The sequence below is a fragment of the Candidatus Methylacidithermus pantelleriae genome, assembly GCF_905250085.1.
Taxonomy (GTDB): domain Bacteria; phylum Verrucomicrobiota; class Verrucomicrobiia; order Methylacidiphilales; family Methylacidiphilaceae; genus Methylacidithermus; species Methylacidithermus pantelleriae.
On the sequence record NZ_CAJNOB010000067.1, the window covers coordinates 1 to 20,351 of the forward strand.

Genomic DNA, 20,351 nt, shown 5'->3' on the forward strand with positions numbered 1-20,351 from the left:
GAAAAATCGCTTCGCTCAGGCAAAGGTGGCGCCAGGTGATTGAGGAGGGTAAGGAGGGGGTCTGGGAGAGCGGAAAGGGGCAATCGCAAGCTCAAGCAAAAGAAGCCAGAATCGAACGTTTTGCACGGAAACAAAAGTGGCGGCTCGCCATCCTGCGGACCAAGCTTGACATGCTCCTAACGGATCAGAAGTCCCCGGGGGTGCGTCTGTCTCGGTTCAAGCGGGCTCTCTCGGGTAAAGAGTTTTTCTTCAAAAAAACGGATACGCTACTCATGCGGACGGGAAGAAAGATCGGCCGGGGGAGCGCAAGAGGCAGTTCCCTGTGCTCGGATGAAAGGACAAGACTCTGGGTAACCATTCCTGCCAATCTACGGTATCCGCGGCCGGGAGCCTATCGGCTTGCGGTTGCGGGTGCCGGGGACATGGGTAGCCCGAGACACTACCTCGTTCTTAAAAAGCGTGCGCTTGCGCCTGGGGCCAGCAGGTGATCTTTTCGGCGCTCGGCACAAGCCGAAGGGTGACCGCGCCAACGAAGAGCGAGACACTTGTCCGGAAGCGGGAAGGATTTGCGGTTGAGCTACCGCTTCGTGCCGGACGGGAATGGGTGGCGGGCGTTTGGAGTGTCGAGCCGCCGAGCCGTTTCCCTCGTGACGCGCCGTCTTGCCGGAACGGTCGGGATCGACACAAACAAGGATCATCTCCCCTTGGCCGCAACGGACGGCTTCGGTAATCTCGGGAGAATCGGCGGCATCCGATTGAATCTCCATGGCCAGAGCAAGGAAGAGGGCAAAAGCATTTTGGTTATTGCGTGCAAAAAGCTCGCCCGAGCCTTACACCGAAATGGGGCAAGGCGCTTGTGATGGAACGATAGGAGCTTCGCAAGCGAAAATTCGCGTTGGAGTCAATGGATCCCGCTGGGGCCCCGTTGCTTTGTTTCCTTCGCCTCCGCTAGGGCGATCGCGATTTGCTCAAGGCGGCTTTTTCCTGCCGGAGTCGAACTGATCGAAGTCGCACTCGAACTACGCGTCTCTCATGGGCGCGATCAAGTACAGGCGTCGTCACGGCACGTGTTTTTAGGATGGGGTAGCCCCATGCCCTCGCCCGGAGAGGCTTTGAGTCTTTGCGAACACCTGTGAGTGCGGGAGGCGGTAGTACCCACTTGCAACGGCGGTCATGTCACCTTCGGCCTAGCTGCGAGGCTTCGGACGAGGGATGCATGGTCGATTCCATGGCGGGGTTTCGGAAGAGACGCAAAGGGGCCGCATGGGGCGCACGTCCGGTCGGGGGGCAAGGAACGCTGTTCGGCCGGCGTAGCGGACGATCCTCCTTGGTAGGGAAATGGTTCTCTATGGTTTTGGGAACGTTTACCAAAGGGAAACTCTTGGATAGCCTTTGAAAGCGGGTTTAAACCCCTCGTACATTAGGTCCCCAGATGAATTTATGAAGCTGGATTTGGAGGCGGACAGGAAGTCCCTTCTCTAGGATCCAAGCTGCAAGTTGGGCTGGTTCCAATACCCCGAAGACTGGAGAAAAAAGGATGGCACCGACTCGCTGGGTCCAGCTCCCTTGGAGCTGGGATTGAGCCCATTCGAAATCTTCCCGGGTCCCAATGACGAACTTGACTTCGTCCCTAGCGGTAAGGTGTTCGAGGTTGGCGAAACGGTTCCGGTGGCATTCCCCGCTGGAGGGGCATTTCAGGTCCATGATCCGGTGCACTCTGGGGTCTACGCAAGCAATGTCCAGAGCGCCGCTTGTCTCAAGAAGCACCGTATACTCCAGGTCACAGAGGCGTCGAAGTAACAAAAGGACCGGGTGCTGCAGGAGAGGTTCACCACCCGTGACCTCGACAAGCTGGCAAGGATAGCTGCGGATTTGGTTGAGGATTTCTTCGATTCCCATCCGTACGCCTTCGGAAAAGGCATAGGTGGTATCGCAATACGTACAACGAAGATTGCAGCCCGCAAGTCGGATAAAGATACAAGGCTTGCCGGCGAACGTGCTTTCGCCCTGAATGCTATAAAAAATTTCGTTGACCCAAAGGGTGGTCGTGGAGCTCTGGAGCATCGTGCCATTCATCGGCAAGTTTTTTCTAAGCAAAGATAAACGAGAAGGACCGAAGGCGAAGCGCCCTTTTAGGAAAAAATAGGCCACTGGGGTTGAGGGGCCTTCAAGCAGGGGGCCTAAAAGGCGTTGATCCCGGGGGATACCCACGCTTCCCATGGAGGCCGATGGACAAGACGCAAGTTTCCTCGCTGCCCGGCTTAGCATCCCATCTTGGTCTGGAAGGCTGGGCTGGGGGACCGTGTTTTTCCTCGTGGCTTTTTATTTGGAGGTGCAGACAAATCCTCCGGGCAATCTCTCCAGGCAAGATCAAAGGCTGGGGGGAGGCCACAGGGGGACAGACGGCAAGACCTGAAAGGTTTTGACCCATCCCTCCTCGCCGAAAACTTCGTGCCATTTCCCAATGAGCGACTCTTTTTGCTCGGGATCGGACAGGAGGGCAAAAAGCGAGCTTCCGCTTCCTGACATAAGGGCTCCTTCTACCTCGGGTTGGTTCTCCAACCACGTTTTGGCGGCCGGCAACCAAAGGAATTTCCGAAATACGGGCTTTTCGAGGTCATTGCGCAGCTGTCCAAAAAAGAAAACGGGCCCGGGCTTTCCCATGGCTGGATCACGATCATAGGCCGAGTATGCCCAGGCGGTAGGGACACGAAATCCCGGATAAAAAAGGACTCCAAAGAGGGGCTCTTCCCAAGGGATGGGAGTTACTTGCTCGCCCCGACCGAGGCAAAGTGCGGGAGCTCGGAAAAGAAAGAAAGGGATATCGCTTCCCAATTGAGCCGCCAGAGGGACCAGTTCTTCCACAGACGGAGGGTTGCCTGTCAGAGTCCGCAAGGCGAGAAGAGTTGCTGCAGCGTCGCTCGATCCGCCTCCAAGACCGGCGCCAATGGGGATTTCTTTGTGGAGAAACACGCGGACTCCGTGCCCTTGACCAAACTCTTTGAGCCAAAGAGCGGCGGCTTGCACGACAAGGTTTTCCTTCCCTGCTGGCACGTTGGGTTGATTGCAGGCAAAAGAAACGCCGCCATCCCTGGTGAGCTCAACCGACAAGCGGTCCCCCAGGGAGATGGGCACCATGAGGGAGCGAAGCTCATGAAAACCGTCGGGCCGGCGGCCTAAAATGTGAAGGAAGAGATTGATTTTCGCGGGTGCAAAGACTTGAGTATGGGACATGGGGTTTCCCTCCTTGGGAACCGATCGCGTTATCGTAGCGCTCGATCTTTCCGACAGAGAGCGGGTGCTAAAGCTTGTAGAGCTTCTTTCCCCCTACGTGAGGTTCTTCAAGGTTGGTAGTCAACTCTTCACCCGTTACGGCCCTTCCATTATCCACGAGTTACGGGCATTGGGGATAGAAATTTTTCTTGATCTGAAGTTTCACGATATCCCTCGGACGGTCTATGAGGCCGTGGCGGCGGCATCGGAGCTGGGCATTCGCTGGGTGTCGCTTCATGCCGCTGGTGGAAGGGAGATGATCCGGGCCGGAGTTCAAGCAGTGGAGGGGAGTTTCACCCAGGTGCTTGCGGTAACCGTCTTGACGAGCCTGGGCCAAAAGGAGTGGGAGGAGCTTGGCTGGGCGGGAACGGTGGAAAACCGCGTGATGGCTTGGGCGCGACTGGCCAGCGAGGCAGGCGTCCACGGGATCATCTGCTCCCCTTGGGAACTTGAAGGCGTCCGAGCGGTCGTGGGGAAAGACTTGTGGATGGTTTGCCCGGGTATTCGCGATTTGGGCTGGGAGAAAGGAGATCAGAAACGATTCTGTTCAGCTCGGGAAGCTTTCGAACGGGGAGCGACTCATATTGTTATAGGACGTCCGATCCTTGAGGCCGACAACCCCGCGAGGGTGGTGGAGGAACTAACCGCCCATGTCTTGTTTCCAGCAAGTGGTAGCGGGGCGGAGGCTAGATTGGAGAGGGGGTGTTAAACTTTGCTGTGGGCATTGCGGATGGCGCGCGAATTGCTATGTTGAAGCTCATGGCGAGGAAACCCAAGTTTTTCGGGCTCTCGGACTCTTCCATGACCTTTGAAAATCTCGACTCGCTTTCGGCTCTTCAGATTGTGGATCTAGTTGCTCAATCGGTCTCGATGGATAGCAGCTGCCGCGAGGCTTTCTATTACCTTCGGAGGCGGGTGGCGGAGCTGGAGGAGACCAATGAGCAGGCTCAAGAGGCAATTCAGAAGCTCAATGAAGCGGTCGATAAGCTTTCTTCGCCGGCCAACCGGTTAGGCACGCTCCTAGCTCTTCCGAAGAAAGACACAGCGCTGGTTGTCCAGGGAGGGGCGGAGTACTACTGCCCGGTCGATCCCAGGCTTGCGCAGGAGACACTGCTGATAGGGACGCGGGTTCTTTTGAATGAGGCTTACGCTGTGGTGGGAGATTTGGGATTCGATGGTTCAGGGCCGGTCGTTAAGATTCTTGATATCCTTCCTGAGAATCGCCTGCGGGTCGGGCAAGAAGGCGGATTGGGGAGTTCGGTCGTCATTCGTTCTTCTGCCCTTGCCAAAGAGAGGCTCAAGCCCGGGCTGGAAGTTCGGCTCGATCCGGCAGCTCGAGTGGCTCTGGAGGTGGTCAACGCGCCCAAGGCTCAACACCACTTGCTAGAGACGGTTCCGGAACTTCCTTGGGAGAAAATTGGAGGCCAGGCCGAGGCAGTCCAAGCGGTGCGGGACGCAGTCGAACTTCCTTTCCTTTACGCCGATCTCTTTCGCAAGTACCGTCACAGTGTTCCTAAGGGATTCCTTCTCCATGGTCCTCCGGGATGTGGAAAGACCCTGCTCGGCAAAGCGACGGCCTATAATCTCACGCGCAAGCTCAAGGAAATGACAGGGGAAGAGCGCAAGGAATTTTTCATGCATGTTAAGGGCCCGGAGATTCTCAACATGTGGGTGGGCGAGTCGGAGCGCCAGGTTCGAGAGCTTTTTGCGCAGGCCAGGGAGATGGCCAAAGAGGGTTATCTTCCGTTTATCTTCATTGACGAAGCCGAGTCCATCTTGGGAACGCGTCGCGCGGGCCGCTATGCGAGCATTCTCAATACGCTGGTTCCGATGTTCTGTGCTGAGATGGACGGTATTGAGTCGATGCGAGAAGTGGTCATCATTTTGGCCTCGAACCGGGCTGATTTGATAGACCCTGCGATCCTTCGGCCGGGACGGATCGATCGGAAAATCAAAGTAAACCGGCCTGACCGGGAAGGGTGCAAGGAAATTTATCGGATTTATATCACGGAGGATCTTCCTTTTGCTCCGGAGCTAGAACAACAATTTGGCGGTAGCAAACGAGAGCTTATCGAGCATATCATCGAACAGGTGGTGGCCGAGCAGTTCTCTCATCGAGAGAGTAACAAGTTTTTGGAGGTCACTCTTCGGAGTGGGCGGCGTGAGTATCTTTTCCGTGGGGATCTGGTCAGTGGCGCCATTATTGCATCCATTGTAGAGCGTGCTAAGGAATTGGCGATCAAACGCACGATCCAGGAGCCTTCCGCGGTGGGCCTTCGGTTGGAGGACTTTCTGACGGCGCTGGATCTGGAGTACCAGGAAAACGACATTTTCCCGCCGACGGACATCACGGAGGACTGGCTCAAGCTGGTCGACTACGATCCTGAAAATGTGGTTAAGATCTCCCCGGTGCGCCTTCGGACTTCGCAGGCTGCTCGCGTGGTGTAGGGGCCCTTTTATCAAAACCGGGTCCCGCAGTGCGGGAGAGGAACAAAGGGAGGGGGTGAGTATGGACAAGGATCGGCACGCTTGGTCCATATATTTTGGCTTGGAGACCGAAGTAGGGATCGCAGTGAGAGAAAAGCCGGATGCCGATGTTGTAGAGGAGTCTATTCACCTGGTTCGAGCGGCGGCACAATTGGGCAGTCCCAATCTTTGGGATTACACCCGCGAGGATCCCCATCAGGACGTCCGGGGATTTCGAGTAAAGGAGTTACGGCAGGACGCCGACGAGGCGAATTTCTTTTCCCAAGACCGTCAACGGCCGTACAGTTTTGAGGAGATCAAAAGCGACTTTGTTCTGCGCAATGGAGCTCGGTTTTATAATGATCATACCCATCCGGAGTATTCGACCCCCGAATGCTCGACCCTAGCGGAGCTGGTGGCGCAGGACAAGGCGGGGGAAAGGATTTTGGAAGAATGTTCGCGGGCAGCTAGCCGGAGGCGGAGTCACACCGTACGGTTATACAAAAACAACACGGATTTTGCCGGTCACAGTTATGGCTGCCATGAGAACTATTTGATCCCCCGTTCCATCCCCTGGGAGCGGTTGGTGGAAGGGATGTTGCCGTTTCTTGTGACGCGGCAGATCTTTGCTGGGGCAGGGAAACTTGGCTGGGAGCGGGAGGATCATGGGACCATTACTGGTGGGTACCAGATTTCCCAGCGAGCGGATTTCTTTACGGAGCTTGTGGGCATCGATACGATGAACCGGCGCCCTCTGATTAACACCCGAGATGAGCCGCATGCAAACCCCAAGATGTTTCGCCGGTTCCACGTGATTCTGGGAGACGCCAATCTTTCCGAGTTTTCCACCTGGCTGAAAGTGGGGACGACGGCCTTGGTGTTGGAGGCACTTCAGTTCGATCGGGCTCCGAAGCACCTTGCCTTGGCGGACCCCTTGAGGGCGAACCGGATGATTTCTCGTGATCCATCCTTGCGTTGGGAGGTAGATCTGGCCAATGGAGGAAAGATCACGGCACCCGAGTTACAGTACGAGTATGCGTGCTGGGTGGAGCGAACGCTTGACTTGGACAATCCCGAAAAGAGAGAAGTGTGCCGGGCGTGGAAGGAGATCGCTCTTACCTTGGCCAACGATCCAATGATTTTAAAGGATCGGCTGGATTGGGTGGCCAAGAAATGGCTTTTGGAAACCTTCCGGCAGGAACAGAAATTGGATTGGAATGATCCGTGGTTGCAGAGTTTGGATTTGGAGTATCACCTTTTGGATCGGGAGGAGGGATTGTACTTTATGCTGGAAGCTGCGGGTCATATCCGGCGGCTGTGCCGAGAAGAAGACGTGTATCGTGCCATCCAACAGCCGCCAAGCCATTCTCGGGCTTTTGTCCGTGGCAAATGCATCCAAAAGTTTTCCCATCATTTGATTAATGTGCAGTGGGATTATGTTACGTTCCGTCACAGGGGGGAGATGTATCGGATGGATCTGGCCTCAGCTTTTCCAGGAGCCGATCTTGAACGCTACTGTGAAGTCATTCAGCGAGCTCAAGATTTGGGAGAGGTCGTCAGAGAATTAGGGCTTCAACCGATGAGTGGTTGATTCACAACGCTAAGGGGGTAACCTTATGTTCATGCCAGAGCAGACGCAAAAGACAAGACCGGTGGTTCCCATGCCCGGACCTGGCGGGGGAGGCGGAAGCGGGCCCCAAGCTCCTCGCGTGGAGCGGCCCAACACGGAAGAGTTGCTCAAACGAATGCGACGGGTGGATCCCGACCAGGCCCGTCGTTACCGGCAGCGCACCGGGCAATGAAAGCACCGGAATCGCCCGCGGTTGCGGGGGTTTCCGTACTTTCCCCGGATGGGGATTTTGTGGATTTGTTACGGAAAAAGGGCGTTTCGCTCTTTTCGACCCCTCCGGAATCCGGCTTGCGACACGATCCCTCCTTCACGAGTGGGGCCACAACCGTGGTGGCTTTTTATTATCGCGAAGGGGCTCTCATTGCTGGGGATCGCCGGGCAACCGCCGGAAACCTCGTCATTTACGACCGGGCGGAAAAGGTTTTGGAAATTGATCGCTACGCGGTTCTTGCCATCGCGGGAACACCGGCTACGGCGTATGAAATGGCGCGCGTGCTCCAGCATTCCGTAGAGTTCTATCGCCGTAGCCAGCTTCAGCCTTTGAGTTTGGAGGCCAAGGTTAGGATGTTGGGCAAACTCCTCAAGGACAACTTGGGGTGGGCGCTTCAAGGGGTTGGAATGGTGGTCCCGATTTTGGTGGCCGTGGATGCTCTTCACAAGGGACACCCGCAGATTTTCTTCTACGATGCTCTCGGAGCCCAGTTTCAGGCGGTGGATTTTGCCACCAGCGGATCTGGGTCTCTGGCCGTTCGGAGTGTGCTTCATTATATCAATCGCTGGAGTGGTTATCCTACCCACCAGCGGGGAGAGAAGGAGGCCATCGCATTGGCCCTTCAGCTTTTGGAGGTGGCTGCACAGTCGGACACGGCCACCGGAGGCGTGGACCGTCGGTCAGGGGTCTATCCTCAGATTAAGCTGGTTCGGGAAGGGGGGGTGCAAAGCATCCCGGAAGAAAGGGTGCGCGAAGCCTATCGGGAAATGGCGTTGGAAATGGGATAAAAAACCGGGCCTTGCCCCTTTCCCCTAGCGCGTGATTTCCTTGAGCCTTGCTCGCCTTGCGGGAGGCCGGGCTCGGTGCGTGCTTGGCACGTTCTCCAAGAGACTTGAGGATAACAAAACTTTTGTTTTTTTAAGAACCCTTGTAAGAAAGCATCAGCAGGGGATCCTGGATGCCGAAGAGCAACGATGATTGAAGAACCCTATCGATGGTTGGAGGCCATCGCTAACCGGCGGGAGTACATCGAAGACCAGCTTCGACCCGCGTCTCCCGTCGTCGCCATCTGCGGGGAGCCGGGCATTTTGCTTCTGACCAAACGAGCGACTACTCCGAAACTCTTTGAAGTCTATGACCAGCTGGCCCTTGGTTGTTTAGGTCACCCAGCGGATATGGAGAGGGTTCGGCAGGCAGCTATCGAAACAGCCCATTGGGAGGGATTCACGCGCTCGCGGGAGGATGTGACCGCCCGGCGGATTGTGAGTTTTAGTCTAGCCCCTGCGTTGAAAAATTCCTTTGAACAGATTTTTTCGGCTCCTCTTTTGTTTCGAGGGATTCTTGTGGAGTTGACCGAGCGACCCGGTGCCGACACGGCCTGGACGATGGACTATGATGGCAGTTTTGTGTGCTGGCAGGGGGAGAATTTCTTTTCGGGAGTTTTGATTGCTGGGCGAAAAGAGGTGGTAGAACGTTGGGAGACCGAGAAAGAAAAAAGTCTAGCTTCTCCCCTTCCGGGTTGGAAGGATCTCTGGGAGCGTGCGTGGCGACTGGAGGCCTGGGCTTGTCAAGCAGCTACGGAGAGGGAAGAGGCCTGGCAGAGCTGGCAACTGGGTGAGGGAAGAAGGCTCGAAGAAGTGATCTCTCCTGGGGATTACGAGCTACTTCTTTTGACGCGGAGCGAGCTTTCCCGAGCGAGTTCTGTCTGCAAGCCCGGCGCCGAGGAGTTTTTAGCCCTATTATAATCGTATAGAGAAGAGGGGAAGATGAAACGGATCGTGGGTCTTGAGACGGAGTATGGATGTCTTTGTTCCCGACCGGGGGAGACCCGGCCCATTCCTGAAAGAGTCCGAGACTACCTCTTTTACAAGCTTAAGGTCGGACTCATTGATCTTCACGATCGCGATTATGACGAGCCGGCCGGCAACGGGGGTTTTCTTTTCAACGGGGGTCGCCTGTACCTGGATATGGGTCATGTCGAGTACTGCACGGCAGAATGCCTCAATTTAGCGGATGTGGTCTCCTTGGATGAGGCAGGGGAAGAGCTTTTGCAGCAGGCGCTCCAAGAGCTAGGGCTTTCTTCAGAAGCCTGTTTTATCAAAAATAACGTGGACCATTACACAGGAGCCACTTTTGGATGTCATGAGAACTATCTGGTTTCCCGGGATGGACCGTTTAACCAGAGAAATCTGGGGGGGCTATTAAGTTTTCTTGCCCTTCGGGGAATTATGGTAGGCGCCGGGCGAGTGGGGGGCCTTTCGCATACCGGTCGCAAGGTAGCTCGAGGATCCAAGGATGGGGTTGCCTTCCAGATTATGCAGCGTGCGGATTATATCCAGACCGAGGTTTATGAATGGGTTCAGTTCAACCGGGCTTTGATTAACGCCCGGGACGAGCCCCTAGGAGATCCCACGCGCTTTCGGCGGCTTCATCTCCTGTTGGGGGACTCCAATATCCTTCCCTTTTCCAACGCCCTGAAAGTGGGGGCAACCTCGCTTTTACTGGATCTGGTGGAAGCGGATCTCATTCCCAAGGGGTTAGCTTTGGCAGATCCTGTTCGAACGATGCGGCAGATTTCTTACGACCCGGATGGGTCGTGGATGGTAGAAATGGCCGACGGCAAGAGGTGGAGCGCACTGGATGTTTTAACAGAGCTGTACGAGCTTGCGGCTTCGGACAAGCTTGACAAGGACGAGGATGGGCAATGGACCTGCCAAGCGTGGCAAGAGGTTCTGACGGCGTTCCAGGAGAATCGAAGAGAAAAGCTTGTCGGTAAGGTAGACTGGATTACGAAACGGTACCTTCTCGAGGCTTTTCGCGAAGCTGAGGGCCTGGAATGGGATGATCCGTGGTTAGAAAGTATTGATCTAGAATATCACAAAATTGATCCGGCGCGCAATTTAGCCCGAGCTTTGCCTCATACGCGCGTGGAAGATTTGCATTTACCTGGTTTTCGCAAGCGCGATTCGCGCCGTGAGCCCCCGGCTAACACTAGGGCGTCAGTTCGTAGCCAGCTCATGAGGACGATCGCGCAATCCGGCCGTGACTACATTATCGATTGGGATTACGTGCAGTTTGGAAAACTGCGCTATTTTACGCTAGATGACCCCTTTGACAGCCGGGTTCCAGAGGTGGAGCTCAAGCGGGTTTGGGTACCCTGACCTTGGAACGGAGATTCGTAGTGTGCTTGGGTCCTAAGGCCAGTCCGCTTCGTTTGGCTGGCTCGGGGTTGACCGGTGGGACGGCAGGCAGGAGAATGTACCAGAGAGGCAGCCATGCTTGAAGTACTTCAGGAGAAACTTGCCAGCGCTTTTAAGCGACTCCGCGGTTACGGGCTTTTAACCGAGTCCAATATTGCCGATGCGGTGCGTGAGGTTCGGATGGCTCTCCTGGCGGCCGATGTGCATTATGCCGTTGCCAAAGAATTGTGCGAATCGATCCGGGCGCGAGCCCTGGGACAAGAGGTCTACCGGAGTGTTCGTCCCGGTGATCAATTTATCAAAATCTTCTATGAGGAATTGACTGGGTTCCTCCGTGCTGGTGAAAAGGTTCTCCCTACGCGGAGGCCGTTGCGGATCCTTTTGTGCGGGTTAAACGGTTCGGGGAAAACCACCACGGCGGTAAAGCTTGGCGTTTTTTTCCGGAAGAAGCATCGGGATCGCACGGGTCTTGTGGCAGGGGATTTCAGCCGTCCGGCTGCAAGGGAACAATTGAAAATGCTTGCGGATGCGGCCGGCTTGCCGGTGTACGCGTCGGGAGAGGCGAAGGATGCGGTTGAAATGGCACAGAGAGCTCTCCAGCAGGGAGGGCAGGACGGAATGGACGTATTGATTTTGGATTCGGCGGGTCGACCGGATGTGGATCCCAGTCTTATGGATGAACTGTCCCGGGTTTGCCGGGTATGGGAGCCACAGGAGGTCTGGCTGGTTGTGGATGCGGCGTTGGGGCAAAGCTCCGTGAAGGTAGCCCAGCGTTTTGCCGAAGCTGTCCCCCTTTCGGGCGTGATTCTTACCAAATGTGACGGGGATGCCAAGGGGGGCGCACTTCTTTCGATTCATCATGTTTGCAAGCTCCCGATTTGTTTCCTTGGCGTGGGGGAGAAAATAGGGGATTTGGAGCCTTTTTTGGCAGCCCGGTATGTGGAGCGGCTTTTGGGGATGGGGGACGTGGTTGCTTTGGTAGAACGGGCCAAGGAAGAGTGGGATGTGGAACGAGGTCAGAAGCTTGCCGAGCGACTGAAGAAAGGAAGATTCGATTTGCAGGATTGGTTAGACCAGTGGCGGCTGATTCGCCGGATGGGACCGTTAGAAAATTGGCTCGGCAACTTCACAGGTATGGGTACGATGGGTTCCCTTTCTTTCGACGAGCGGGAGCTCCGAAGGATGGAAGCGATGGTGCTTTCGATGACTCCTGAGGAAAGGCGGCATCCAGAAATTTTAAATGCCCGAAGGCGGCAACGAATTGCCAGGGGTAGCGGGACAACGGTGACGGAATTAAACGAATTTCTACGGAGATTTGAGTCGCTACGAAAGACGTTGCTTGAGTTTTCTCGCAACCCGAAAAAGGCTCAGTCGGTTCTGAACCGGATCGGAGGGCGGTTTTTCCCAGGAAGGTGAGCCTTGGAAACAAAGGGAGGAGGTGGAAAAATGGCCGTTTCCATTCGTTTGCGACGGGAAGGGAAAAAGAAACAACCCTTTTTCCGAATTGTTGTAGCGGACAAGCGAACCCCTCGGGACGGGCGCTATCTGGAACAGCTAGGGTATTATAATCCCATGGCCCGCCCGGAAAAGCTTAAGCTGGAGCTTTCCAAAGTGGAAGAATGGATTCGGAAGGGAGCTCAGCCTACGGAGGCTGTGCAGGCTCTCATACGGAAGGCAAGGAGAGAAACGAGGGACCAGTCCCAGTCAGCGACGGCTGGATTGTAGGAAACGTTTTTCCACACGGAAGAGCGCCCGGAACGCCATGAGGCAGGGTGGGGAAGGGAATGGTGCGCTTGTCAGGGGTTCGAATCTTGCCATAGCCCCTAAGAAGAACACGTTTAGGGAGTGCGGATTGACGTTATCACTCTTTTCCCGGAGGTTTTGGAAGCTTTTCTTGGGTCGAGCATTCTAGCGCGGGCACGCGCGAAGGGGATCCTTACTGTGCACCTCCATAATCTACGTTCTTTTGCGCACGACAAACATGCGACCGTGGACGATCGCCCGTACGGTGGAGGGCCCGGGATGGTACTTCGTCCTGAGCCATTGTTTGAAGCCATTGAAACGGTGAAAGGGTTAGACGTGCCGGGAAGGGTGATTCTTATGTCTGCCAGTGGAAGGCTTTTTACCCAGAGTATTGCCCGTTCCCTTTCCTCGCATGACAGGCTCATTTTTGTGTGCGGGCACTATGAAGGGGTGGATCAGAGAGTCGTTGATCATGCTGTCGACGAAGAACTGTCGATCGGGGACTACATTCTCACCAATGGGGCTCTGGCAGCTGTGGTCGTCATTGATGCGGTTGCCCGGCTTTTACCTGGTGTTTTAGGAAATGAATTTTCTCCCCAGGATGAATCGTTCGAGCACGGACTTCTTGAGGCTCCCCAGTACACGCGGCCTCAAGAGTTTCGGGGTTGGAGGGTGCCAGACGTTCTCCTTTCGGGTAATCATGCCCAAATTGCCCAATGGCGGAGAAAAATGGCCGAAGAAAAGACCCGGCGGGTACGCCCAGATCTCTGGGCGAAATGTCTGGGAAAAGGAGGGTCCAATGAGCGAACTGATTGAGAAAGTGCAATCGCAAGTTATGACGATCGATCGTGAGACACCCGAATTTGGGGTCGGAGATCTCGTTCGTGTTCATGTCAAGGTTCGGGAGGGAGAAAAGGAAAGAATCCAGGTCTTTGCTGGGATCGTGATTGCCAAGAAAGGGCGAGGGTTACAAGCCACATTTACCGTCCGGCGCATAAGCTACGGGGAAGGGATTGAGAGGGTCTTCCCCTTGTACTCGCCCTTTATTGCCCAAATCGAAGTAGAACGAAAGGGAGAGCCAAAAAGGGCCAAGCTGTATTACTTGCGAAAGCGAAAGGGCAAGGAAGCTATGACGGTGTAAGGGGTAGAGGTTTCTGGCTCCAGTCTCCCTGGCGTGCTTTTGCTTGTGCCAGCGGTTGTCTTGTTCGTTTCTGAGGCTCTGAGGGAAGGACGAAGGCTTTTGAGCCCGTTTCCCCAAAAGAATGGATCTTCCCCTTTGAGATGGGTATGCCTAGGGACGTTCGGTCCGGCTGATCGAGCACCGCACGTTTGGCAAAGGACCCAGGGTGCGGGTTAGATTGGCCTCCGATGAGGAATCGTCCCCCCTTCCTAAGGCAGGATTGTGTGTTGGTACAAGGGAAGTCTACGAGCAGGAACGGTTGGGGAGCTTCTTTTTTGGTAGGCAGACCTGGTGGGGACTGTGGTCTTTGTCCATTAGCGCGCAAAGCGACCGGGGAGGGAACGAAGAGCCAAGCCCTTTTTCTTTGCTGTGCGCAACGCTGGTTTGGCAGTTGATTCCCTGGGTTTTTGGCCGTATGAGAAGGCGCGCAAAAAAGCCCGGACCGTCACTTGGGCACCTAAGGGGCCCGTAGGGATTGCCATGAAGGCGAACCTTGTATTTGAGAAGAGGCTCATTCAACTGGGGTACCGGTGGGTTGCGGGGGTGGACGAAGCGGGCCGAGGACCCTGGGCAGGTCCGGTGGTCGCCGCCGCTGTGATGTTGCCTCTCGGATTTACCCATCCGGATCTTGATGATTCCAAAAGAGTTGCTCCGCAGAAACGGTTGGTAGTCGCAGAAATCCTCCGCACTTCCCCTTCTGTCTACCACGGTCTTGGGCTAGCCACGGTCGCCGAAATTGATTGCATGGGGATTGTCAAGGCTACCCTGATCGCAATGGAACGAGCTGTCAGAGCTCTTCCGGTTCGGCCGGACTTTCTTTTAGTGGATGGTTCGTCTGTTCCATGCTTGGGCCTACCTGCGCTCGCTCTAGTGAAAGGGGATGCCCGGTCAGCCTCTATTGCTGCTGCGTCGATTTTAGCCAAGGTTCGGCGAGATATCATTATGGAGGTGTTTGACAAGGAGTATCCGCAGTACGGATTTGCTCGCCACAAAGGATATGGGACGTTGGAGCACCGGAAAGCTTTAGAAATATGGGGGCCCTGTTCGATTCACCGGCGAAGCTTTCTTCCCGTGGTCGGACTGAGCTGACAAAAGAGGATGGTATGGGCAAGGTGTCGGGGAATGGGATGAAGCAATGTTCTAGGTTACTGGAAGGCTTTTGGCTATCCATTCCTAATGTTACAAGCTTCAAACGTTGGACCGGGAGCGGGGTTTGACCTAGCTGCCAAAAACCGTGGGCCCATCCCGTGATAGAAGGAAGAGCTTCGAGCTTTCGGCCAGATACTTGGAAATGGTTCTGGGTGTGTATCGAGAGTATATAAAAGGATTAAAATATTTCCATGAAGTAAGCAACTATTTACAAAAGTTACGTGTTGCGGGCAGAGGGAGTAGTTCTGGAAGTGCGCGGGTGTTGCAACGGCTGTTGCACGCATTTGCCTTAGGACCATCCGAAAGTTGGGCAAGTTCTTATAGTTTTGCAGCGTACCTAGGTGGTTCTGTCGTAAAAATCGGCTACAAATAACCCTTTTTACCGAGACGAACCGGCTCCGGTGTCATTTGAGGGTTGACGCTTTGAGTCCGTGGAAAGATGGAGAGGACGATGAAGCGGGTCCCGGACGGTGGGTTGGTCTCCCTCTGCCCAAGGGAAATCGACTTCTTCCAAAAGGGCCGCCTGCTTGTGCGTCTCTACAAAATGATGGATCGCAAAATAGACAGCGACAGTTGCGGGTAAGCCAAGGACAAAAGAGCCAACAATGAGAGGTATGCCCAGCGTGGAAAGAAGCTCTCCGTGAAGCGCGTCCGAGAAGCGAACTTCGCGCAAGTGTTGAAGAATGGAGGGAGGGGCATCGGTGCGTCCCAGGACCCAGTTTCCCACGATGTACTCGATTTTGAACAGGGCAGGGAGTAGCGGCAACACGATGTCATGGAGGTTTAGGCCGATAAGGGCAGCAATCTTATTACCGCGTAGAACCCACGCAATGGCGATGGCCAGTACCGTTTTAAAACCAAAGAAAGGTGTAAATCCCAGGAAGAATCCCACGCAAAATCCAAGCGCAATGCGGTGAGGTGCCTCTGGCAACGAAACAAGGCGTTGGCAGCGGCGTCGGATCCAACCGATGCAAAGTTCCCAGGATTTTCCCAGATTGGTCATGGTTGAGCGTCAACCTACTGACCTTCTTTTGCGGGCAAAGCGCAAGACAAAAAGCCGGTTACTGCTAGAAGCAAAAGATTTTCGCTCCTCCTTGAACTCTCCTAAAAAAAGGATTGGCTCGGCGGCCTCTCCCTCACTCTGCCATGGCGGGCTTGGCAAAAAAAGGCTGACTAGGCGCGGTTCGCAGGGTTTGAACTAAGGGTCGAAGGCGTGCCCGGAGTTCTCCGAGCCCAATGTGTTTGAGCGCAGAAATGGCGACGCACGGATGCTGCCCAAGTTGTTTGCGAATCGTGTCCAGCTCTTCTTGGGAGTCGATCAGGTCGATTTTGTTAAGGACGATCATGTACGGCCGCTCGGCCAGAGCGGCGGAATAGAGTTTAAGCTCCTCCTGCAGACGAAAGAATTGTTCCGAGGGGATGTGTCCTTGTTGTCCGGAAGCGTCGATGACAAAAAGCATCACCCCTGCTCGTTCCACGTGTCGGAGAAATTCATGACCCAATCCTCTACCTTGATGGGCCCCTTCCACAAGACCCGGAATGTCGGCAAGCGTGCACCGGAACCCGTCGTCCCACTCTACGACTCCGATTACCGGAGAAAGAGTGGTAAAAGGATACGGAGCTACCCGCGGCCTTGCCCTTGAGAGGGATCGCAAAAGGGTCGACTTTCCAGCGTTGGGGTACCCAACAAGACCCACTTCGGCAACTGATTTAAGCTCTAAGACAAATTGCCCGCTTTCCCCAGGCTCGCCGTCCTCGTACTCCCTGGGTGTCTGGTTTGTTGGAGATCGGAAATGCCAATTCCCTCTTCCGCCTTTTCCTCCTCGGCAAAGGATCCATCTTTGTCCAGGTTGAACCAAATCGGCCACCAACTCCAGCGGCTGGCGAGGGGGCGGTATAGGCACCAGGGGAGCTCCTGGCTGGCTCGGTATCCGAAAGACGACCGTGCCCGGAGGCACTGGAATGATGCGGTCTTTTCCCTTGCGCCCGCTACGGCGCCCCGGTTCTCCACAGCCTCCATTACCCGCCTTTTGGTGCGGAAACCCATAGAGGTGGGCTAGGTCATCGCGATTGGGCTCCACCTCGAGAATGACACTTCCTCCATTGCCGCCGTCACCTCCATCCGGTCCTCCATGAGGACGATGTGGCTCTCGGAGAAAGCTTACACAGCCTCGCCCTCCCCGTCCTCCCTGGGCGTAAATGCGAACTCGATCTACCCACATACACACAAAACGGCCGCTCTTAACAAAACCGCTGCCTTTGTCCAAAGGGCTTTTCCCTTTAAAATTAAGAGGCATTTAGCCTTTGCAAGATTCCGCCACCTTCAGGATCTCTCATGGAACCGGCACCCTCTTAGAGAACAAGCTCTAGACCTAAGTCAAGCCGGGGCCCTTTCTCACCGCGGACAGTGCAAGAACCGTTCCTAAAACCCTACACAACCATTCCTCAACCAGGGAAGATCGCCCGGGATACCGACCGAAACAGGGCTGCCCGACGATTTGCGTCCCGGGGTTTTATTGGCAAAGCCCAGGTAGCGCTCAGTCCCGGGTTTTCGGGGACAGCGGCGTGGGTGGCACCCGATTGTCTCCCGACCGGGCGTACGCTCCATGCGCCGCTTTGCGTCTGTTCCGAATCCCCGCCAGAGAAACGACCATACATGCTGGGTCCGATTGCTTACGGCTAGGGCAAAAGTGAGATCACCGCCATGGGCAGTAGGATGACTGCCTCTCCGAGGGATGGCTGTTCGGGGAAACCAATCCTCGCCGGGCGAGGGCACTAGGCCGCGCGCTAGTGAGAACGCGTGCTAGGACGAGCCACTCGGTTGACCGCGCCGATCACAGACGTGTAGGCCCGGGTCGACTTGGATCACTTCAACTCCGGGAGGGAAAAAGGCGTCTGAGCAAGGAAACGGGTTGCGGCGAGACGCTCGGCAACCATCCGCTAGCCCTTGCGCTTCCGGACCAAGCAGTAGCCCAAGCCAGATCTCTCCGACTTCCGGACGAGTTTCTTCCTCTTGGTTCGTGCGATTGTCTTCCGGCTGGGGGCGAGCGCCTAAACGAGCGCCTCCTCGCCGCAGGCGCAAGCACGCGCTTGTAAGAAGGAGGTATTGGTTCGTGTTCCCCCATCCCTCCCGCAGCCACAGCCGTAAAACCGATAGGCTCCCGTCCGTGGATACCATGGCTTGGTAGGAGTGGTTCCCGGCGGTTTTGTCCTGCGACCCGACCACAGAGAACAGGCTCCTGCGCTCCCCTTGCGCCAATCCTTCTGCCCGTCCGCTTGAGTAGCGTATCCCTCCTTCCAAGGAAAATTTTTTTGGGAAGAGGCGGTGCGAACCGAGATAGAGACCCACCTACTCGGTACTTTTCTTCGGCTACAAGCGCGCCAAGCTTCGTCCGCAGGGTGGCTAGCCGCCGCTTTGTTTCCGGGCAAAACGTTTGATTCCGGTTTCTTTCCCTTGAGCTTGCGATTGACCCTTTCCGCTCTTTCCGGATCCCTTCCTTAGCCTCCTGAGTCACCTGGCACCGCCTTTGCCCGATCGAAGCGATCTTCCCTTCAAGCCCGGAGCCGGAGGGCATCGAACTCTGGGGCGGTCACGCTAAGCTGCGGAAGGAAGAATGACTTAAGCTTCTTGGGTCAAACACGAGCCTGTATCTAGGAGAAAAACTCCACTCTACTCCCCGTGGAGCACCGCATCGCCGTCCAGACACGAAACCTCTTCCGTGTGGGCGTCAAATATGGCTAAGATCTGCAAAGGGGGGAGCCCAGTCATGAATGGCTGCGAGTGCCTTCTTGGCGCGGTTCTGCGCGGATTTTTTTCGCGAAAACCGGGCACACAATGCAACGGTCTCCGTAAAACAGGCCGCCCAGGGTATCGCCGTTTCCTCCCATTGGGATTTACCACTAGGATGGATCGACTCTAGCCTTCCAATGCTGCTACCGGTACTCGAAACCGCAAACGCATGAGCGGGTCGTCGCGTTACTCGACCAGGATGACGCCGGCCTTCGGGAGTTGAAACCTCCCCAACCGGCGCTCTCCCATGGCCATTCATCGCAAACCCGGACCTCCTTGACGGCCGAAACGATCCGTAACGGTTTGCTTGAGAGTCAACTGGAAGGATCGAAGCCAATTGTCTCCTCTCAATCCGCTTTTGCCTCGGCGCTTCCGCACCCGCGCCTCCAGGGCCGCGCCATCGGGTGATGCCCACCTCGGCATGCACCATTACCGTACCGGTCGGCAACCATTTTTCGGAAGCGGGCAAACACCCCTCCTTCCACATCCGCTAACCCGTCTTGTGGCCAACGTCCTGCGGCTTAGCCCATGCAGTCACCTTCATGCCGATGCCATAGAGAGCCTTATGTGTGGATCTCTTTTGGCTGTTGGCAACCATTGCGCCACGGATCCTCATCGATTTTGATGAGAACGCGTGGTTTGCTTATTCCAAGAGATCCGTGGTTCGCAGAGAAACGCGCCGAAAGATTCTTGCGACAACCGGTTTTCTCACCAGGCGCTCTCACAGAGCGGCCCCGGCTCGCGGGGGCCCGTCCGTGACGGTCCGCAAACGCGGGCGAAAAAAGAATGAAAAGAAATAGACCTTGTTTCGGAGTTAGAGTTTTACGGGCATCTAGCGCTAGCCACCCATGGTGTGAGCTTAACCAGCGGCAGAGGGCCTTTCCCTGCTGAAAGAAAAATCCTTGGCTTGTCTTAGTATGCACCGGGAGACTGCGGAAGTTCCTCTAGGCTGCTTTTGGGAGAACGTTTACCCTCCTTCCGTCGCGGTCAAAATGAACGATCCCGTCGACAAGCGCAAAAAGAGTGTAATCCCGTCCGATCCCGACGTTTTTCCCCGCATGAAAACGGGTTCCTCGTTGTCGCACCAAAATGGAACCAGCCCGTACGAACTGGCCACCGAAACGTTTCACACCCAGTCGTTTGCTTTGACTATCTCGGCCGTTGCGCGTGCTGCCTTGCCCTTTTTTGTGCGCCATCCTTTTGTTCCCTCCTTCCGTCGCTAGAGCACACCATTCTCGATGGCTACAATCCGTAGGCGGGTATGGGGTTGCCGGTGTCCTACCGTCCGGTGGTAGCCCTCTCGCCTCCGGTACTTGAAAGCGATAACTTTTGGCCCTTTGACGTGCTCAAGGATTTCTGCTTTCACCCGAGCTCCTTGGACCCAGGGCTTTCCTACATGAAGACTGGATCCTTCGCCCAGAAGCAGAACTTTGTCGAGAATGACCTCGCTACCCGGTTCGCCCTTCAAGCGTTCCCATTGGACGATCTGCCCCTCCTCGACGCGGTACTGCTTCCCGGCGTGTGCTACAATCGCAAATGCCATAACCCGTTTAATCTTAATGGAAAGTTTCCCTTCTGACAAGGGAGGGGAAGAAGGTCCACTTCCGATCCCGTTCCGAGAGTAAGTTTTTCATTGTAATTTGCCGTGTATGGGCTTTTCTCCCAAAAAAAGCCGCGACAAGCCGCCGATCCCGTGTGTCGCTCGATAG

At 55.5% G+C, this 20,351-nt stretch carries 22 protein-coding genes; 14 read left to right on the forward strand and 8 right to left on the reverse strand.

The features are described from left to right. Positions 1–488: hypothetical protein (locus KK925_RS09985; protein WP_214096493.1), on the forward strand; the 488-nt coding region annotated here is incomplete at its 5' end. A gap of 84 nt (positions 489–572) precedes the next feature. After that, positions 573–860, forward strand: coding sequence for a hypothetical protein (locus KK925_RS09990; RefSeq protein ID WP_174582491.1), 288 nt, complete (start codon positions 573–575; stop codon positions 858–860). A 544-nt stretch (positions 861–1,404) separates the two neighbouring features. On the opposite strand, the gene KK925_RS09995 is transcribed toward KK925_RS09990, so the two are convergent. Then, positions 1,405–2,076 (reverse strand): radical SAM protein, encoded by a 672-nt coding sequence (locus KK925_RS09995; protein ID WP_214096494.1) that lies wholly within the window; start codon positions 2,074–2,076, stop codon positions 1,405–1,407. A 294-nt stretch (positions 2,077–2,370) separates the two neighbouring features. Continuing rightward, positions 2,371–3,234 carry a 4-(cytidine 5'-diphospho)-2-C-methyl-D-erythritol kinase gene (gene ispE / locus KK925_RS10000; protein ID WP_174582492.1) on the reverse strand — a complete coding sequence of 288 codons (864 nt, stop codon included), beginning with the start codon at positions 3,232–3,234 and terminating at the stop codon, positions 2,371–2,373. On the opposite strand from ispE, the gene pyrF reads away from it, so the two are divergent. The 12 genes from pyrF to KK925_RS10060 all read left to right on the forward strand — a co-directional run bounded on the left by pyrF (position 3,233) and on the right by KK925_RS10060 (position 14,792). Continuing rightward, positions 3,233–3,982, forward strand: coding sequence for an orotidine-5'-phosphate decarboxylase (pyrF, locus tag KK925_RS10005; protein WP_174582493.1), 750 nt, complete (start codon positions 3,233–3,235; stop codon positions 3,980–3,982). The two genes, ispE and pyrF, sit on opposite strands and share 2 nt — an antisense overlap. A 92-nt stretch (positions 3,983–4,074) precedes the next feature. Then, the gene (locus KK925_RS10010; RefSeq protein WP_236027912.1) at positions 4,075–5,721 is read left to right on the forward strand and encodes an AAA family ATPase; all 1,647 of its coding nucleotides are present in this window, start codon (positions 4,075–4,077) and stop codon (positions 5,719–5,721) included. Between the two features lie 61 nt (positions 5,722–5,782). Then, on the forward strand, positions 5,783–7,330 hold the full coding sequence (locus KK925_RS10015) for a proteasome accessory factor PafA2 family protein (protein WP_174582494.1): 1,548 nt from the start codon (positions 5,783–5,785) through the stop codon (positions 7,328–7,330). A 31-nt stretch (positions 7,331–7,361) separates the two neighbouring features. Beyond that, positions 7,362–7,541 carry a ubiquitin-like protein UBact gene (locus tag KK925_RS10020; RefSeq protein ID WP_174582495.1) on the forward strand — a complete coding sequence of 60 codons (180 nt, stop codon included), beginning with the start codon at positions 7,362–7,364 and terminating at the stop codon, positions 7,539–7,541. Beyond that, positions 7,538–8,368, forward strand: coding sequence for a proteasome subunit alpha (locus tag KK925_RS10025; RefSeq protein WP_174582496.1), 831 nt, complete (start codon positions 7,538–7,540; stop codon positions 8,366–8,368). The genes KK925_RS10020 and KK925_RS10025 overlap by 4 nt, the downstream gene beginning before the upstream one ends. A gap of 186 nt (positions 8,369–8,554) precedes the next feature. Next, positions 8,555–9,325 carry a proteasome subunit alpha gene (locus KK925_RS10030; RefSeq protein WP_174582497.1) on the forward strand — a complete coding sequence of 257 codons (771 nt, stop codon included), beginning with the start codon at positions 8,555–8,557 and terminating at the stop codon, positions 9,323–9,325. 21 nt (positions 9,326–9,346) lie between these two features. Continuing rightward, positions 9,347–10,741: a proteasome accessory factor PafA2 family protein gene (locus tag KK925_RS10035; RefSeq protein WP_174582498.1), complete on the forward strand. Its 1,395-nt coding sequence runs from the start codon at positions 9,347–9,349 to the stop codon at positions 10,739–10,741. A 114-nt stretch (positions 10,742–10,855) separates the two neighbouring features. Then, the gene (locus KK925_RS10040; protein ID WP_174582499.1) at positions 10,856–12,196 is read left to right on the forward strand and encodes a signal recognition particle protein; all 1,341 of its coding nucleotides are present in this window, start codon (positions 10,856–10,858) and stop codon (positions 12,194–12,196) included. Between the two features lie 30 nt (positions 12,197–12,226). Next, positions 12,227–12,505 carry a 30S ribosomal protein S16 gene (rpsP, locus tag KK925_RS10045; RefSeq protein ID WP_174582500.1) on the forward strand — a complete coding sequence of 93 codons (279 nt, stop codon included), beginning with the start codon at positions 12,227–12,229 and terminating at the stop codon, positions 12,503–12,505. A 120-nt stretch (positions 12,506–12,625) separates the two neighbouring features. Continuing rightward, a complete protein-coding gene (gene trmD, locus KK925_RS10050; protein WP_174582501.1) occupies positions 12,626–13,339 on the forward strand; it encodes a tRNA (guanosine(37)-N1)-methyltransferase TrmD in 714 nt (237 codons plus the stop codon). Continuing rightward, positions 13,323–13,664 (forward strand): 50S ribosomal protein L19, encoded by a 342-nt coding sequence (gene rplS / locus KK925_RS10055; RefSeq protein WP_174582502.1) that lies wholly within the window; start codon positions 13,323–13,325, stop codon positions 13,662–13,664. The genes trmD and rplS overlap by 17 nt, the downstream gene beginning before the upstream one ends. Before the next feature lie 519 nt (positions 13,665–14,183). Beyond that, positions 14,184–14,792: a ribonuclease HII gene (locus KK925_RS10060; protein ID WP_174582503.1), complete on the forward strand. Its 609-nt coding sequence runs from the start codon at positions 14,184–14,186 to the stop codon at positions 14,790–14,792. A gap of 439 nt (positions 14,793–15,231) precedes the next feature. On the opposite strand, the gene KK925_RS10065 is transcribed toward KK925_RS10060, so the two are convergent. The 6 genes from KK925_RS10065 to rplU all read right to left on the reverse strand — a co-directional run bounded on the left by KK925_RS10065 (position 15,232) and on the right by rplU (position 20,185). Next, positions 15,232–15,855 carry a DUF2062 domain-containing protein gene (locus KK925_RS10065; protein ID WP_174582504.1) on the reverse strand — a complete coding sequence of 208 codons (624 nt, stop codon included), beginning with the start codon at positions 15,853–15,855 and terminating at the stop codon, positions 15,232–15,234. A gap of 133 nt (positions 15,856–15,988) precedes the next feature. Beyond that, a complete protein-coding gene (gene obgE / locus KK925_RS10070) occupies positions 15,989–17,074 on the reverse strand; it encodes a GTPase ObgE (RefSeq protein WP_174582505.1) in 1,086 nt (361 codons plus the stop codon). A 581-nt stretch (positions 17,075–17,655) separates the two neighbouring features. Beyond that, on the reverse strand, positions 17,656–18,030 hold the full coding sequence (locus tag KK925_RS10075; RefSeq protein ID WP_174582507.1) for a hypothetical protein: 375 nt from the start codon (positions 18,028–18,030) through the stop codon (positions 17,656–17,658). Between the two features lie 550 nt (positions 18,031–18,580). Further along, on the reverse strand, positions 18,581–19,111 hold the full coding sequence (locus KK925_RS10080; RefSeq protein ID WP_174582508.1) for a hypothetical protein: 531 nt from the start codon (positions 19,109–19,111) through the stop codon (positions 18,581–18,583). A 475-nt stretch (positions 19,112–19,586) separates the two neighbouring features. After that, entirely contained in the window at positions 19,587–19,838 is a 252-nt protein-coding gene (gene rpmA / locus KK925_RS10085; RefSeq protein ID WP_174582509.1) for a 50S ribosomal protein L27, read from the reverse strand. A 23-nt stretch (positions 19,839–19,861) separates the two neighbouring features. Beyond that, entirely contained in the window at positions 19,862–20,185 is a 324-nt protein-coding gene (rplU, locus tag KK925_RS10090; protein WP_174582510.1) for a 50S ribosomal protein L21, read from the reverse strand. Positions 20,186–20,351: the final 166 nt, after the last annotated feature.

Excerpts from the sequence above, each read along its gene's own strand:
- KK925_RS10035 (WP_174582498.1), top strand. The coding sequence starts at position 9,347 with ATGAAACGGATCGTGGGTCTTGAGACGGAGTATGGATGTCTTTGTTCC.
- KK925_RS10065 (WP_174582504.1), bottom strand. The coding sequence starts at position 15,855 with ATGACCAATCTGGGAAAATCCTGGGAACTTTGCATCGGTTGGATCCGA.
- KK925_RS10020 (WP_174582495.1), top strand. The coding sequence starts at position 7,362 with ATGCCAGAGCAGACGCAAAAGACAAGACCGGTGGTTCCCATGCCCGGA.
- rplU (WP_174582510.1), bottom strand. The coding sequence starts at position 20,185 with ATGGCATTTGCGATTGTAGCACACGCCGGGAAGCAGTACCGCGTCGAG.
- KK925_RS10030 (WP_174582497.1), top strand. The coding sequence starts at position 8,555 with ATGATTGAAGAACCCTATCGATGGTTGGAGGCCATCGCTAACCGGCGG.
- KK925_RS10075 (WP_174582507.1), bottom strand. The coding sequence starts at position 18,030 with ATGGTATCCACGGACGGGAGCCTATCGGTTTTACGGCTGTGGCTGCGG.
- pyrF (WP_174582493.1), top strand. The coding sequence starts at position 3,233 with ATGGGGTTTCCCTCCTTGGGAACCGATCGCGTTATCGTAGCGCTCGAT.
- rplS (WP_174582502.1), top strand. The coding sequence starts at position 13,323 with ATGAGCGAACTGATTGAGAAAGTGCAATCGCAAGTTATGACGATCGAT.
- rpsP (WP_174582500.1), top strand. The coding sequence starts at position 12,227 with ATGGCCGTTTCCATTCGTTTGCGACGGGAAGGGAAAAAGAAACAACCC.
- KK925_RS10040 (WP_174582499.1), top strand. The coding sequence starts at position 10,856 with ATGCTTGAAGTACTTCAGGAGAAACTTGCCAGCGCTTTTAAGCGACTC.
- KK925_RS10010 (WP_236027912.1), top strand. The coding sequence starts at position 4,075 with ATGACCTTTGAAAATCTCGACTCGCTTTCGGCTCTTCAGATTGTGGAT.
- KK925_RS10025 (WP_174582496.1), top strand. The coding sequence starts at position 7,538 with ATGAAAGCACCGGAATCGCCCGCGGTTGCGGGGGTTTCCGTACTTTCC.
- rpmA (WP_174582509.1), bottom strand. The coding sequence starts at position 19,838 with ATGGCGCACAAAAAAGGGCAAGGCAGCACGCGCAACGGCCGAGATAGT.
- KK925_RS10015 (WP_174582494.1), top strand. The coding sequence starts at position 5,783 with ATGGACAAGGATCGGCACGCTTGGTCCATATATTTTGGCTTGGAGACC.
- KK925_RS10060 (WP_174582503.1), top strand. The coding sequence starts at position 14,184 with ATGAAGGCGAACCTTGTATTTGAGAAGAGGCTCATTCAACTGGGGTAC.
- KK925_RS09995 (WP_214096494.1), bottom strand. The coding sequence starts at position 2,076 with ATGAATGGCACGATGCTCCAGAGCTCCACGACCACCCTTTGGGTCAAC.
- obgE (WP_174582505.1), bottom strand. The coding sequence starts at position 17,074 with ATGTGGGTAGATCGAGTTCGCATTTACGCCCAGGGAGGACGGGGAGGG.
- ispE (WP_174582492.1), bottom strand. The coding sequence starts at position 3,234 with ATGTCCCATACTCAAGTCTTTGCACCCGCGAAAATCAATCTCTTCCTT.